Below are 14,528 nucleotides of genomic sequence, written 5' to 3'. Positions count from 1 at the left end.
AGACGGGGAGGCCGGTGGCGGTCGGTCAGGTCGTGCCCGGCCGGACCGTGCTCGGGCCGGCCGTCGGGTCAGGATCGGGAGGGCTCGTCGTACCGGTGGAAGCCGTGGCCCGTCTTGCGGCCCAGTCGGCCCTCCTGGACCATCCGCGTGAGCAGCGGGGGCAGGTCGAGGACCAGGCCGTCGGAGTTCTCCGCCATCGAGCGGGCCACGTCGGTGATCGTGTCGATCCCGATCAGGTCGAGCAGCGCGAGCGGACCCATGGGATGTCCGCAGCCCAGCACCATTCCCCGGTCGATGTCGTCTGCGTCGGCGATGCCCTGCTCGTACATCCTGACCGCCGCCATCAGATACGGCACGAGCAGGGCGTTGACCACGAACCCGCTTCGGTCCGCGGTGCGGATCACCTCCTTGCCGAGCGTGTCCCTGGCGAAGGACTCGGCCGACGCGGCGCACTGCTGCGAGGTGCGGTCCGTCACCACCACCTCGACCAGGGGCATCAGCGGCACGGGATTGAAGAAGTGCATTCCCACCACGGACCCGGCTCTGCCGGTGGCCTCCGCCAGATCGCCGACCAGCAGGCTGGAGGTCGTCGAGGCCAGGACGGCCGCAGGGTCGGTCAGCACCTCGTCCACCGCCTTGAGCACCCGTTGTTTCACATCGAGTCTCTCGGTCACGGCCTCCACGACGAACTGCCGGTCCGCGAGGCCCCCGACATCGGCGGTGACCCGCAACCGGCCCATGGCCGCCGCCTGTTCCGGCTCCGTCATCCGGCCCTTGGCCACCGCGCGGGCGAACGCGGCCGTCAGCCGTCCGACCGCGTCCTCGATCCGGTGCGGGGCGGAGACCAGGACCGTCACCTCCACCCCGGCGCGCAGGCTCACCTCGGCAAGGCCGGCGCCCATCGTCCCGCCGCCGACCACGCCCAGTCGTTCCACCGTCGTCCTCATCGGGCCCCGCCCTCGGTCCCGGTCCAGCGCAGCAGGGCGGCACCGGCCGCCATACCCGCGCCGAAGCCCGCCAGAAGCACCAGATCGCCGTCCCGCAGCACGCCGGAACGGTTGGCCGCGTCAAGGGCCACCGGCACCGACGCAGAGCCGATGTTGCCGCTGTGACACAACGGCAGATGGGTCCTTGCCCGCTCCAGACCACTGGCCTCGGCCAGTTCCGCCACCAGTCGGCCATTGGCCTGGTGCGGTACGAAGTGCCGCACGTCGGCCGGTTGGCAGCCGGAACGCTTGAGCAGCCCGGCGATGAGGCCGGGGACGTTGTCCAGGACGAAGTCGCGCACCCCCCGGCCCCGCATGCTCAGCAGATGGCCGCCGTCCGCGACCGTCTCGACGGAGGCGGGACGGCGGCTGCCCCCGGCCGGCATGCTGATCAGCTCGTGGGCGTCGGCCCGGCTCACCAACTCGACCTTGAGCAGGCCGCGTTCGGGGTCGCCGGGCGCATGCGGGACGGAGCCGACGACCGCGGCTCCGGCTCCGTCCCCGAACAGGACACTGGTCGCCCGGTCGCCGAAGTCGATGAACCGGGTCCACACGTCGCTGCCGATGACCAGGACCTTCGTCGCCGGGTCCAGGGCCACGTACGCCCGGGCGATGGACAGCGCGGTGACGAACCCGGTGCAGGCGATGTTGACATCGAAACAGGCGGCCCGTCGGGCACCGAGCGCCAGTTGCACCAGTGACGCGGTGGAGGGGATCGGGGCGTCACCGGTCGTCGTGGCGACGATGATGAAGTCGATGCCGTCCGCGTCCACTCCGGCCTGGTCCAAGGCGGCGCGCGCGGCGTGGACGGCGAGGTCGGACGCTGCCTCGTCCGGTGCCGCGTACCGCCGTTCGAGGATGGCGGTCCGGTCGGCGATCCACCCGGCGGACGCACCGGGCACCCGGGCCTCGATCTCCTCGTTGGTCACCACCCGTTCGGGCAGGTAGGAGCCGGTCCCCAGCACGGACGTGACGTACCCCTGATCCCTTTGCACGGTCACGCCGCCCGCACGCCGTCGTGCGCGTACGCGCGCATCAGCGTCAGTCGGTCCTCGCCGATCCGGGCGCGCCGCTCTGGGTCGGTCACACCCAGACCCGGACGGTCGGCCAGACAGAGCACGCCCACCTTGCCGATGTGCTGGTTGAGCTGCACCAGCCGCGTCGCCTCGCCGGTCTCCTCCAGCGGGAACAGCGAGGTCAGTGCGGGCACCAGCGACCCCTGGTCGAACAGTCGCGCGGTGTCGACCTGTTCCTGGAGGTTCGCCACATGGCTGCCGACGATGCGCTTGAGCCGCATCCACAGATAGCGGTTGTCGAACCGGTGCTGGTAGCCGGTGCTCGAACCGCAGGTCACCACGGTGCCTCCGCGCCGCGCGAGGAACACCGAGATACCGAAGGTGGATCTGCCCACGTTGTCGAAGACGATGTGCGGATCCTCGCCCACGCCGTCACGGATGAGCCGGCCCAGCCGCTTCCCCTGCGCCACCGCGACTTCGGGCTCGTCGTCGGTGTCACCGCCGAAGTCGTGCTCCTGACGGTTAATCACCAGGTCGCAGCCGAGGGCGCGCGCCGCTCGCGCCTTCTCCTCGGAGCCGACGACTCCGACGGCGATGCCGCCGCCGTTCTTCACCAACTGAACGGCATAGGACCCCAGTCCGCCGGACGCGCCCCAGATCAGGACCACGTCGCCCTGCTTCATCCGTGCGCCGCGGTCGCTGACCAGCATCCGGTAGGCGGTTCCGCCGCAGGCCGGGATCGAGGCGGCCTCCTCCCAGGCCAGGTGTGCCGGCTTGGGGATCAACTGGCTGGCCCGGGCGATGGTGTAGTGGGCGAGACCGCCGTAGTTGGTCTCGAAGCCCCAGGCGAGCTGGTTCTCGCTGAGCATCCCGTCGGCCTGGACGGACGCCTCCTGATCCTCGACACAGGCCGCGTTGACCAGCACGTGGTCACCGACCCGCCAGCGCCGCACACCGGAACCGGCGCGGACGATCACTCCGGCGGCGTCCGAGCCGAGGACGTGGAACGGCCGGTCGTGCCGCTTCGCCCAGCCGCCCTGGCGCCCGTAGGCCTGGAGGAAGCCGAAGGTCGACAGCGGTTCGAAGGTCGCGGACCAGACCGTGTTGTAGTTGATGGAGCTGGCCATGACGGCGATCAGCACCTCGTCGGGCGCGAGTTCCGGCATCGGCACCGCGCCCACGTGGAGGGTGTTGCGCACGTCGCGGTCGCCTTCGATCCCCTCGAAGGTCTTCTCGTCCTCGATCCGCAGGTGCGCGGCGAGGAACTCCGCAGGTACTTCCGCGGCGGCCAGTTCCCGCGGCCCGGCACCGGCACGTACTGCATCGGAGAGTGACATCATCGGGCTCCTCGTCAAGCCGTGTGAGGCTGGTGGAACGATCGGTTTGCGCAGGCCGGCGGTGGCTGGAGAAGGCCGGTGCGAGGACGGCGGGGACCCTGGTCCGCAGAGGTTCCGGCTGCGCCTGGTCCACCACGCCGCCGGGCCGGAGCAGGCCTGCGACGCCGGCTTCGTGCCGCGATGTCGCGGAGGTCCTTCAGAACGGCCCCAGCCGCCGGGCCACCAGGCCGACGACCTCGGCCATGTGGTCCACGAGGAAGAAGTGGCCGCCCCGGAAGACCTTCGTCTCACTCGTCCCGGTGGTGTGCTCGGCCCATGCCTCGGCCTCGTCGAGGGAGACCCGGGGGTCCCTGTCTCCGGTGAGCACGGTCACCGGGCAGTCGAGGCGTCGGCCGGGCTCGTGCCGGTACCGTTCGATGGCGGTGTAGTCGCTGCGGATGGCCGGCAGGATCATCGCCAGCACCTCCGGGTCGCCGAGCAGCATCTCGTTGGTTCCGCTCAACTCCCGCAGCTCGGATACGAGTTCGGCGTCGCTCCCGGTATGCACCCGCCCGCCGGCACCACGGGACGGCGCCCGCCGACCGGACGCGAACAGCCGTACCGGCGCAGGCAGCCCGGCGTCCTGCATGCGCAGCGCCACCTCGTACGCGAGGACGGCGCCCATGCTGTGGCCGAACAGGGCGAGTGGCTTGTCGTCCAGGTGCCGCAGCGCGGCGAAGATCTGGTCCGCGAACTCGGGGACGTTGTCGATCCTCGGTTCGTGGAGCCGGGTCTGCCGCCCCGGGTACTGGAGGGCCAGCACCTCCACCGATGGGTGCAGTGCTCTGGACACCGGGAAGAAGAAGCTGGCGGAGCCGCCCGCGTACGGAAGGCACGCGAGCCGCACGCTGCTCAGCGGCGCGGGGTGCGAGACACTCACCCATTTCTCGAACTGCGCCGTTGCTCGATGCATGGCGGACGAGCTCCTCGTGGTCGGTGAGGGAATACCGGAAGCCTAGGTTCGTGCAGGTGGCACCGCGTATCCCCAGATCTGATAGTCCGGGGCCCTCGAGCGGTCCCGACGCCGGTACGGATGGTTAGTCTTGCGCCGTTCCCATTCCGGCACACGTACCTGCGCCAGCCGCCCTGCGACGAGGGGTTTCCCGTGCCCGAGACATCACCGCACAAGCAGCCCGCCGGCGCGGGACCCGAGACGGACGCGGACGTGATCGTCGTCGGCAACGGCCCGGTCGGGGCCACTCTCGGGATCCTGCTGGCACAGCGCGGCCGCCGGACCGTCGTCCTGGAACGGCGCGGACGCCCCTACACCCTGCCCAGGGCGACGAGCTTCGACGGCGAGACGGCACGGCTGCTCGCCGGCTGCGGGACGGGCCCGGGCCTCGGCCGGATCACCGAGCCCGCCACCGGTTACCAGTGGCATTCCGCCGACGGTGAGGTCCTCCTCGACATCGCCTTTCGCGCAGAAGGCCCGTACGGGTGGCCCGACGCCAGCACCGTGCACCAGCCCGCCCTCGAGGAACTGCTGGCCTCGCGGGCGGCCGCGCTGCCCGGATCGACCGTGGTCCGGGGCCGCCGGGTGGTGGGAATCGAGGAGCAGGACGACCGGGTCGTGGTGACGGCCGAGGACGAGGACGGCGCGGCCCGGACGTACACCGCGAGGTGGGTGGTGGGCTGTGACGGTGCCAACAGCTTCGTCCGGGACCATCTGGAGGTGCCGGTCACCGATCTCGGCTTCTCCTACGAGTGGCTGCTGTGCGATGTGCGGCTGCACGAGCCGGGCGAGTTCGTCCCCACCAACGTCCAGATCTGCGACCCTGCCAGGCCTACCACCCTGGTCGGCAGCGGTCCGGGACATCGGCGCTGGGAGTTCATGCGGCTGCCCGGCGAGCGGGCCGCCGACCTGAACCGGGAGGAAACCGCCTGGCGGCTGCTCGCGCCCTACGGGGTGACCCCCGACACGGCGACGCTGCTGCGCAGCACCACGTACATCTTCCAGTCCCGCTGGGCCGAGCGGTGGCGGGCCGGCCGGGTACTGCTGGCCGGGGACGCGGCCCATCTGATGCCGCCGTTCGCCGGGCAGGGCATGTGCTCGGGCATCCGCGACGTCGTCAACCTGGTGTGGAAGCTGGACCTGGTGGCGGGCGGCCTCGCCCCGGAGTCGCTCCTCGACACCTACACGGAGGAACGCCGCGCGCAGGTGCACCGGTCGATCCTGTCCTCGGTCCAACTGGGTCGGGTGATCTGCGTGACGGACCCCTCGGCTGCGGCCGAGCGCGATTCCACCATCCTGGCGGGCCGCCGCGGCCGCGGTCCGGCGCTCCCGGACCTGGCGTCGCCCCTCACGGAGGGGCTCCTCCACCGCAGAGCGGACGGGTCGCCCCTGTCCCCGGCGGGCGAGGTGGTGCCGCAGGGCCGGGTACGCGGCCTCAGTGGCACCGGCCTCTTCGACGATGTGGTCGGCCGCGGCTTCGTCCTGATGCTGGCAGAGGGCGCGGACGCCGGCCTCGACGCGGAGCGGTCGGCGTTCCTCGCGGATCTGGGCACGCACGTGGTGACGCTGCTCCCCGAGGACGGGACGCCGCAGAGCATGTCGGTGGCCGACGTCGGCGGCGTCTACCGTGCCTTCCTGGCTCGCCACGGGGCCGACGCGGTACTGATCCGTCCGGACTACCACGTGTACGGGGCGGCCTCAGGCCTGGGGGCGGCGGCCGCACTGGTGGACGACCTGCGGGCCCGCCTCTCCAGCAGCAGTAAGGAGCCTACCAACTGCCCCACGTGACAACGGGGTTCGACCCACGTGAACCGGCCTGCGATCCGGCCCGCCGCGAACGCCGCTGCCGACCGGCGGGTAGACTGTGACCTGGGGGCACCGCATGATCGTTCGTCTTCACACACCGATGACGGACGGCGGCCGCACCCGTCTCCACCATGCGTCAGGGGCGCGCTGGCTCGCCTGCCGTCCCGTGTCAGGAGGACCTGTGCAACGTGGCGAAGTCTGGTGGGTGGGGTTCGACGAGCGGCGGCTGTTCGTCCTGCTGTCGGCCGAGGACGCGTCCGGGATCCAGGCGATGCAGGTCGTCGAGCCGGCGGGCGTCGACATCAGCGGTCTCGCCGTCGAAGTGCCCGTCGGCGCCACGGAAGGGCTGCCCTTCGAAGGCGTGCTGCGGTTCGCGTTCACGCGTCCGGGCTTCATCCCCTGCACCTGGCTGACCACCGTGGCCCGGGACGACCTCGTCGAGCGGGCAGGCGTGCTGTCGTCCGAGAAGCTCGGTGAGATCGAGGACGCCCTCCGCATCGCCGGACAGCCACAGGAGTGGACCGCGACGGCAGCCGCGAAACTCAGCGACATGAAGGACGCCCTCCGCCTCGGTCGCCCGGAGTAGGCGGACGAAGGACGGACGCCGCCGATGGTGGGGGCGACCCGGTCCAGATGATCGACACCGCCCGCCTCCAAGGCGTCCCACACCGGCAAGATCATGACCCACGCCCGGCACATCAGACCCTGTCTCCCTGATCACCTACAGGCCGGGGCGTCTGCGGGTGGTCCATGGTGGTGCCGTCGGGCTGCCGCCCGAAGGCGGCCTCCAGAACGTCGGGGAGGTCCTCCTCGGGGACCATGGCGCGCACGTCCGCCAGAACCTGGGGAAAGGCGTCGTCGTCGATGACGCCCATGTGCTCCTGACGGAGTCGGTGGATGATCTCGACGAGCTCCGGCCTCAGCCGCATCCAGGCGCGCGAGGTGCGGATCTCTTCATCGACCTGCTGCATGAACCAGCGCATGACCTCGTACGGGACGTCCACGTGCTCTGCACGCGGGTCGAAGCACACCGTGGGTTCCCGTGCCGGATCCTCGTCGGGGACGATCGCGGTCACGAGCGCCCGTTGCCCCGCCACGAGATCCAGTTCCAGATACCAGGCGTCATCGGGCACGGAGTACATCGCGGTGATCGCGAAGTCGCCGTCAGGGTGTCGGAAGGCCATGGCCGCATGCTGCCACGCTGGACCGGGAAGGCCGTCGCCGCGTCATGCGGCCCGACGGCCCTCTGTCGGGTCGTCGCCCGGGCATGGAGTGATCCGGGGTCAAGCGGTGCTGAGGGGATGGGCGGCCGTGGCCGAGCGTGGGGGCCAGACATGGGGCGCGAGTATGCCCAGGACGTAGGCGCGGGCGACGAGCGCCGGACGGGTCGCCGCGCCCAGCAGGTGGCGCAGCCGGCTGAGGTGGTAGTCGAGCGTCTGCCGCGAAAGGTGCAGCGAGGCCGCTATGTCGCCGTTGCTGCTGCCCTGCGCCAGCAGTGACAGGATGCGGATCTGCGCGGCGGTGAGCGGCGGGTGCGCCTCATGGGCGAGGCTCTGATGGGTGATCACGGCCCAGACGTGCCGGGCCCGGCCGGCGGAATGGCCGATAGTCGTCAGGTGCAGCTCCGCCCGTCGTTGCAGGCCATGGGTGTCGACGAGCACGGCGGTGGTCTCGACGCGCCGGGTGCGGCGGGCTATCAGGCTGTTCCACCGACGGTGCAGCCGTTCGAGGTCGGGTACCGGTTGCGGGGCGAGCAGCGTGTGGGCGCGGCGGCCCACGAGGTCGGTCAGTCCGAGGTGGAAGAGTTCCGCGGCCGCGACACTCGCCTCGATCACCCGCCCGTTCGCCGACAGCAGGGCGCACGGCAGGCCGCTGTGGTCACGCAGGGCACTGAGGTTCTCCTCGGCCTCCTGGCGCTGCTCCGTGGCCCGCAGGTGATCGGTGATGTCCACGTAGATACCGGCGACGCACGTGCGGGACTCCTCCCGTACGGGGAAGCGGTGGCCGACCGCTCGGCCCGTCGTGCCGTCTTGGCGCAGATAGCGCAGCGTGTGCCGCACCGGCGTGCCCCGGGTGAGTATCTGCTGGTCGAGGGCCCGGAACCGGTCGGCCTCGGCCGGGGCGTCGAAGTCCTCGATGTATCTGCCGACCAGCTGCTCCGGCACGGTGCCGTAGAGGTGCGCGTAGGCGTGGTTCGCCCACAGGTAGCGTCCGTCGCGGTCCCGGATGAAGGCGGCCGCGGGAGCGAGGCACACGAGGTCCGCGAAGGCCGCGTAGCCGCGGGACACCGCGGGCCCCCCTTCCACCGGCCCGTGGTCCGGGGCGTGCTGTGAGCCGTCCGGAGCGGCGGGGCCGCCGGTGCACTGCTCTCCTGCCCGGCGGGGTCCGCCGGGATTCGCATCCTCCGTCTGCCACGGCTCGTCGACTTCCGTCCAGAACACGGGAAGGTTCTTGAGCGGTGTCTTCAGGCTCGGGTCACCCACAGCGGTCTCCGTTCGTACACGACTGGCTGACGCACAGTCACATGACGGATATACCGGCCGGTACAGCACAAGCTCGATTCCCGGCCGAGTTGCCGGCACCGGCCGGTGGCGCCGGCGCCTTACCGGTCGGCGCGGGTGCGGGGACCGGAAACCGACGGATCGCCACCGCGACTCAGGCATTTGCCTGAGTCGTGAGCGTTCTCTGCGGCGATATGAGCGGTTACAGCCTGGTCCCCTGGAGTGTGCGAGGGGGACGGGCCGGACGGCGTCCCCGCGCACGATCCCCGGGCCCACCGCGCCGACGGCGCCGAGGCGGGCCTCTGCCGACCAGGTGAATGGAGACGGATTTCTGTGAGCACGGTGCTGTTGGTGCATGCCAAGGGTGGTCCGCCGCTCGGCCATGTCCTGTCGCGGACGGCTGCCAGGGCGGACGTGCACCTGCTGGCGCTGAGCGCTCTTCCCCCCGCCGTGGCCGGATCCGCCGGGAGACTGTGCGCCTCGGTCACGACGCCGGACGACAGGGGACGGCGCGACCTGGTCTCCCTGATCGTCTCGCATGCCCGGGAGGTGGGCGCGGACGCCGTGACCACCTTCTCCGAGTACGCGGTCGTGGCCGTCGCCGAGGCCTGCGAGACGCTCGGCCTGCCGGGCGCGGGCCCGGCCGCCGCACTCGCGCGCGACAAGCGGCTGATGCGCGGCACCTGGCAGCGCAGCGGCCTGCCGCAGCCCGCGTTCCGTCCCGTCGCCACGGAGGCGGATCTTCAGGACGCGGTGGACTCCTTGTCCTGTCCGCTGCTGCTCAAGGCGGCCTGGAGCGCCGGATCCACGGCCCACCAGATCATCGGCTCCGCGGCTGAGGCGTCCGCCGCCTGGGCCCGCTCGCGGCAGGTCATGGAGGACTCCGCCCGGCTCGGGTACGCGGAGCTGCACGTCGCCGAGGCGGACGCCGACTTCGTGGTCGAGGAGATCGTCAGCGGGACGGCCGCGGACTGGTTCGACGAGCCCGGCTGGGGCGACTACCTGAGCGTCGAAGGCGTGGTGGCGGACGGCGTCTTCCACCCCGTCTGCCTCAGCGGCCGGATGCCCACCGTCGAGCCTTTCACCGAGCGCGCCGGCATCACCCCCGCCCTGCTCTCCCCGGAGGCCCAGGACCGTGTCGTCGACCTGGCGCGCCGCGCCGTCGACGCTCTGGGCCTGCGCGACTGCGGGACGCACACGGAGATCAAGCTCGGCTCCGACGGCAGCATGTGGCTCATCGAGACCGCGGCCCGGTTCGGCGGCGCGATGACGGTGCCGCAGATCGAGGAGGTCTTCGGACTGGACCTGGTGGGCATGCTCGTCGATCAGCTCCTGGGACGCCCTGTCGCCTGGCCCGCGCAGGCCCTGACCCCGGCGCAGGCCCGGGGCGCGGCGGGCTCCCTCGTCGTCCTCGCGGTCGACGGCCGCGGCGAGGCCTGGCAGGACCGCCGGATCTGGGACTTCCCCGTGGTCGCCTCGCACGTGCCGCTGAGCCCGGACAGCGAACTGTCGGTCGTGGCGGAGAGTTCCCTGCCCGACGGCGGTGTCGTGCCGGTCTACGACCCCGCGGCGGGCGCCAACACCATGGCGGCCCTGTGCCTGCTCTCCGCCGCCGACCCGCGCACGGTACTGAAGGACTTCGAGACCCTGGTGGACGCCCTGCCCCGGGTGCTGCCCGCCGCGCAGGGCGAGGAGGTCCCCGCATGAGCACCCACCTGGCCACCGGCACCGCCGAGCCCGCCACGGACCGCACGGTCGTCGGCGAGAACCTGTCCCTTCCGCTCTTCCGGACCCTGTCGGGGGTCCTGGCCGGGCACCCCTACCTCAAGGTCGTCGTCGACCGCGAGGAGAACGTCTGGCACCTCCTCGACACCGCCGCGCACCCCTTCCACGTCGACTACGTCGCCACCCGGGTGCTGGGAATGGACCTGGCGGCCCTCGACGCGCGACTGGACGCGTTCAACGCCTCCGTCTACACCGACCCCGAGCGCCGGTTCCTGCTCGGCGTGCTCTCCCTGCACACCGAGCAGGAGGACGGCAGGGAACGGCCGTTCCTCGTCCTGGAGACGACCGAGGCCGACACCATGAACGGCGACATGCTCACGTACTTCTACGAGTTCGTGCGCGCACGCCTCGACAGCGGGCTGCCGCTGCTCCTCAAGCCCGCCAACCACGGCCAGGAGGAGCAGCTCTCGGCGATCGGCGAGCAGCGCGTGCCCCGCGTTCTCGGCCACGAGCTGTTCGGCTCCCGGGAGCGCACACCGCTGAACCCCGGCGACGCCACCGGGCGGCTGCGGTTCTTCCGCACGGCCGAGGAGTACCGGGCGGCGGAATTCGGCCTCGGCTGGGCGGACATCGTGGCGATGCCCTGTCTGCCCGACGACGTGCCCCGCGTCGCCGGCTTCGTCAACACGGCCCCGATCACCCCGCTCTCGCACACCAACGTCCTCGCCTCCGGATGGGGCATCCCCAACGCGATCGTCCGGGATCTGGAGCAACTCGTCGACCAGGAAGGTCTCGACGGTGCCTGGGTGCGTTACCGGGTCGACGAGGACGACATATCCCTGCAACGCCTCGACCACGAACCCGACCTGCGCGCACCGGCCTGGCACCAGCAGCGCATCCGGCTCGAACCGCCGCTGCTCGAGGACGCCCCCGTGCTGTCCCTGCACCGGCTGCGCGGCTCCGACCGCGACCGGTACGGCACGAAGGCGGCCAACCTCGGCGAGCTGCACCACGTCCTCGACAGCCGTACGGTGGACCTGACCGCCTACTACGGCCGTCCCCGCCCCCCTCGCGAGGACCTCTACGGCCACCTCGCCGCCCGCCTCGGACTCACCGACTTCACCGCTGAACAACTCCGCTTCCGGGCAGCCGAGTTCGTCGCCGAGGCCGTCGGCGCCCCGGACGGCGTCGCCCTCCCCTTCGCGCTCCAGCAACGGTTCCTCGCCTCCTCGCCCGCGCTCCAGCAGGGCATCGGCAAGCTGAAGATGGCGCTCGAACTCGACGCCGTCGACGTCCTCGACTCGCTCTGCCTGCACCTTCAGCACCTGATCCGGCACACCCCCGTCCCCGAGGCGGTCACCCGGCAGATCGAGCACGCCTTCCCCGCCTCGGCGGCCTCGCGCGGACGGCTGGTGGTGCGCTCCTCCTCCAACGCCGAGGACCTGCCCGGCTTCTCCGCCGCGGGCGTCTACGACTCCGTCACGACCGTCCACGGCACCGGCGAACTCCTCGACGCCGTACGCCAGGTGTGGGCCTCGCTCGTGTCGCCGCGCAGCGTCCGACTGCGCCACCAGGTCGGTATCTCCCTCGACGAGACCTACATGGGTGTGATCATCCAGGAGTACGTGCCCGCCTCCCTCGGCGGCGTCCTCGTGACCTGCAACCCGACCCGCCGCGAGGACTTCCGCAACGTCTACCTCAACTGCTCCCCGGGATCCCCCGAGCAGGTCGTCGACGGGACGGTGCTGCCGCAGCAGTACCTGTACAACACCGTGGAGGGCGGCGGCCGTACCGTCGCGCTGGGTTCGTGGGGCGAGGGACTGTCCGCCGCCGTCCGCGCCCGGCTCGGCGACCTGTCCCTGACCGGACGGCTCCTCCAGTCGCACTTCAGCGGGACCGACGTGGACAAGCCCCTCGACATCGAGTGGCTGATGACCGAGCAGGGCGATTTCCGGCTGGTCCAGATCCGCCCCTACGCGCTGTGAGGGCCCGCCTCGGACGGTCGCGCCCCGGCAGCGAGGCGGCCACCGGCCTGACCGACACCGCCCGCCGGATCATCCGGCTCAACTACGGCTTCCAGCTGCTGTTCAACCTGCTGTGGTGGATGCCGGTGTTCTACGCGTACCAGAAGGCGGCGGGCCTCTCGGACGCACAGATCTTCGGCATCCAGAGCATCTACTACGTGGCCTTCTGCCTGCTGGAGATCCCGACCGGGCTGATCGCCGACCGGATCGGCACCCGCAACTGCCTGCGGGCCGGCGCGGTGGTGATGACGGCCGCGAACCTGGCCCCGGTGGTCAGCGCCTCCTACACGGGGTTCCTCCTCCATTTCCTGGCCATCGCCGCCGGGCGCTCGCTCACCTCGGGCGCGGCGAGCGCCTACCTGTACGACGGACTGCGAGCGCAACGGTGCGACGAGCACTACCTGCGGGCGGAAGGCACCGCGCGGGCGCTGGGGCTGGCGGCGAAGGTCGTGTGCTGGCCGCTGGTCGGGCCGCTGATGACGCTCGCGCACCCGGCACCGTACGTGCTGAGCGCCGCGAGCGCCGCGGGCTCCCTCGTCTGCGCGGTCCTGCTGCCCCGGCTCGCCGGGACGGAAGCCGCCGCGGACCCGGGCCGGAGCAGCGGCGGACGCCGGGGAAGCGCCTTCCTGCGGGACGCGGGGACCGCGCTGCGCTGCGTCGCCTCGTCACCCTGGCTGGCCCTGGTGATGGTGCAGGGCGTGGCGGTCTTCACGCTGTCGCGCATCTGCCAGGTGAACCTCTTCCAGCCGATCCTGCTGGACCACGGCATCGGCGAGTCCTCGCACGGCGGGGTGCTGGCCGCGATGACCGTGGCGGAGGCGGTGGCGTCCGCGCGGCCGCAATGGCTCAGCCGCCGACTGCCACCGGTCGCCTGGGTGTCCGTCCTCAGCCTCGCCCTCGCGGGCACCCTGGCGGCGATGACCCTCGGCGGGCCCTGGGTCGTCGTCGTACTGCTCTGCCTGTTCGCCGCCGCCACCGGCTTCGCGTTCCCCGTCCAGCGCAAACTCGTCAACGACGCGGTTCCCGCACACGCGCCGCGCGCCACCCTGCTGTCGGTGGAGAGCATCGTGGACCGCGCGGTGTGCGCCCTCGCCGCGATCGCCGCGGGCGCCTACCTGTCGGCCGGGCACCTCGACGCCCTGCTGTGGCACAGCGCGCTGGCCACGGCGCTGCTGCTGGGGGTCTTCCAGCTGCTGCTGCGCAGCGGGGCGGTCGCCCGCGACGGCTGGGACGGGGAGGCGGCGCCACCGCGGCCCCGGCCGGACGCCGGCGCGGAGGCGGACGACACCTCGCCGGCGGCGGCCGGCGAGGGTGCTCCCGACCGGGCGGAGGCGGCGGACGCCGGCTTCACGGAGGTTCTCGAACCCGACCGGGCCCGGCGGGCACCACGAACGCCCTGACCCACGGCGACGGGCGGGCCGGCGGCCACGGCAACCGTCAGCCGGGGCGGCGGCCGAGGAGTTCGACCAGCCCCGCCGGCAGGAACGCAGGCCGGTGCGGCAGGCCGACCTGGTAGGAGACGAAGCCCACGGAGGAGGCCACGGACACCTCCTGGGCCGTCTCCGCCTCGTAGACGACCCGGCAGCCGCCCGAGCCCTCCTTGGCGCGCTGCCACAGGACCGGGGACGGTTTGCGTTCGGCCTCGGTGCGCGGCGTACGGATCCGGTCGCCGAAGTCCGCCCACGCGAACGCGGTCGGGCCCCGCCACGTCGCGTCGACCTCCGTTCGCAGCCGTGCCGCGCGTTCGGCGTCCGTCGTGCCCCAGGAGGGCGGGACATTGGTGATCAGGCCGACCCTGATGTGGCGTTCCCGCAGGGTCCGCAGATACGAGGCAGCCCCTGGCAGGTAGGCCGTGCTGCCGTCGTCGGCCGTGTGCACCAGGGTCTCGCCCAGGTCGAAGTACACGACGGGACACGACCGTTCGCCGGGTGCGGGTGCGGGTGCGGGTGCGGGTGCGGGTGCGAGTGCGGCCGCGCCCCGGACCGTGCCGCCCTCCTCCGGCGCGGCCGTGGTCGCCGGCGCGCACAGCAGCGTCGACGCCAGGGCCGCACCCAGTGCGAGACCCGCACGGGCCGAAGCGTTGGAAGCGAATCCGTTCACGTGCACCGTCCCGTCGCCGCCTGTCATAGCCATGACACGCTA

Annotated in this window: 12 protein-coding genes; 5 read left to right on the top strand and 7 right to left on the bottom strand. The window is 71.9% G+C overall.

Features of this window, described 5'->3' with window-relative positions:
- Positions 1–68 precede the first annotated feature (68 nt).
- The 4 genes from Saso_RS25335 to Saso_RS25320 all read right to left on the bottom strand — a co-directional run bounded on the left by Saso_RS25335 (position 69) and on the right by Saso_RS25320 (position 4,291).
- On the bottom strand, positions 69–935 hold the full coding sequence (locus Saso_RS25335) for a 3-hydroxybutyryl-CoA dehydrogenase (protein WP_307822248.1): 867 nt from the start codon (positions 933–935) through the stop codon (positions 69–71).
- Between the two features lie 8 nt (positions 936–943).
- A complete protein-coding gene (locus Saso_RS25330; RefSeq protein ID WP_229901596.1) occupies positions 944–1,987 on the bottom strand; it encodes a 3-oxoacyl-ACP synthase III family protein in 1,044 nt (347 codons plus the stop codon).
- Complete coding sequence (ccrA, locus tag Saso_RS25325; RefSeq protein WP_189928210.1) at positions 1,984–3,342, bottom strand: crotonyl-CoA carboxylase/reductase; 1,359 nt, start codon at positions 3,340–3,342, stop codon at positions 1,984–1,986. Before ccrA ends, Saso_RS25330 begins: the two co-directional genes overlap by 4 nt.
- A gap of 193 nt (positions 3,343–3,535) precedes the next feature.
- Positions 3,536–4,291 (bottom strand): thioesterase II family protein, encoded by a 756-nt coding sequence (locus Saso_RS25320; RefSeq protein ID WP_189928212.1) that lies wholly within the window; start codon positions 4,289–4,291, stop codon positions 3,536–3,538.
- 192 nt (positions 4,292–4,483) lie between these two features.
- Here Saso_RS25320 and mhpA point away from each other — a divergent pair, with 192 nt between their 5' ends.
- Entirely contained in the window at positions 4,484–6,118 is a 1,635-nt protein-coding gene (gene mhpA / locus Saso_RS25315; protein ID WP_229901597.1) for a bifunctional 3-(3-hydroxy-phenyl)propionate/3-hydroxycinnamic acid hydroxylase MhpA, read from the top strand.
- 199 nt (positions 6,119–6,317) lie between these two features.
- Entirely contained in the window at positions 6,318–6,722 is a 405-nt protein-coding gene (locus Saso_RS25310) for a type II toxin-antitoxin system PemK/MazF family toxin (RefSeq protein ID WP_189928214.1), read from the top strand.
- A 112-nt stretch (positions 6,723–6,834) separates the two neighbouring features.
- Here Saso_RS25310 and Saso_RS25305 read toward each other — a convergent pair whose 3' ends face one another.
- Positions 6,835–7,320 (bottom strand): hypothetical protein, encoded by a 486-nt coding sequence (locus Saso_RS25305; RefSeq protein ID WP_189928215.1) that lies wholly within the window; start codon positions 7,318–7,320, stop codon positions 6,835–6,837.
- 99 nt (positions 7,321–7,419) lie between these two features.
- A complete protein-coding gene (locus Saso_RS25300) occupies positions 7,420–8,619 on the bottom strand; it encodes a PAS domain-containing protein (protein WP_189928216.1) in 1,200 nt (399 codons plus the stop codon).
- Between the two features lie 351 nt (positions 8,620–8,970).
- Between Saso_RS25300 and Saso_RS25295 the strand changes: the two genes are divergently transcribed.
- From Saso_RS25295 to Saso_RS25285, 3 genes are read left to right on the top strand one after another with little or no spacing between them, the layout of a single operon-like run.
- Positions 8,971–10,344, top strand: a complete 1,374-nt coding sequence (locus tag Saso_RS25295; RefSeq protein ID WP_189928217.1) for an ATP-grasp domain-containing protein — start codon at positions 8,971–8,973, stop codon at positions 10,342–10,344.
- Complete coding sequence (locus tag Saso_RS25290; RefSeq protein WP_189928218.1) at positions 10,341–12,347, top strand: PEP/pyruvate-binding domain-containing protein; 2,007 nt, start codon at positions 10,341–10,343, stop codon at positions 12,345–12,347. Before Saso_RS25295 ends, Saso_RS25290 begins: the two co-directional genes overlap by 4 nt.
- Positions 12,344–13,786: an MFS transporter gene (locus tag Saso_RS25285; protein ID WP_189928220.1), complete on the top strand. Its 1,443-nt coding sequence runs from the start codon at positions 12,344–12,346 to the stop codon at positions 13,784–13,786. Before Saso_RS25290 ends, Saso_RS25285 begins: the two co-directional genes overlap by 4 nt.
- A 37-nt stretch (positions 13,787–13,823) precedes the next feature.
- On the opposite strand, the gene Saso_RS25280 is transcribed toward Saso_RS25285, so the two are convergent.
- Positions 13,824–14,519, bottom strand: coding sequence for a hypothetical protein (locus tag Saso_RS25280; protein ID WP_229901598.1), 696 nt, complete (start codon positions 14,517–14,519; stop codon positions 13,824–13,826).
- Between the last annotated feature and the right edge of the window lie 9 nt (positions 14,520–14,528).

Origin of the sequence: Streptomyces asoensis (assembly GCF_016860545.1) — a bacterium.
In the GTDB taxonomy this organism is placed as follows: Bacteria; Actinomycetota; Actinomycetes; order Streptomycetales; family Streptomycetaceae; genus Streptomyces; species Streptomyces asoensis.
This window is presented reverse-complemented; position numbering and strand designations above follow the sequence as displayed.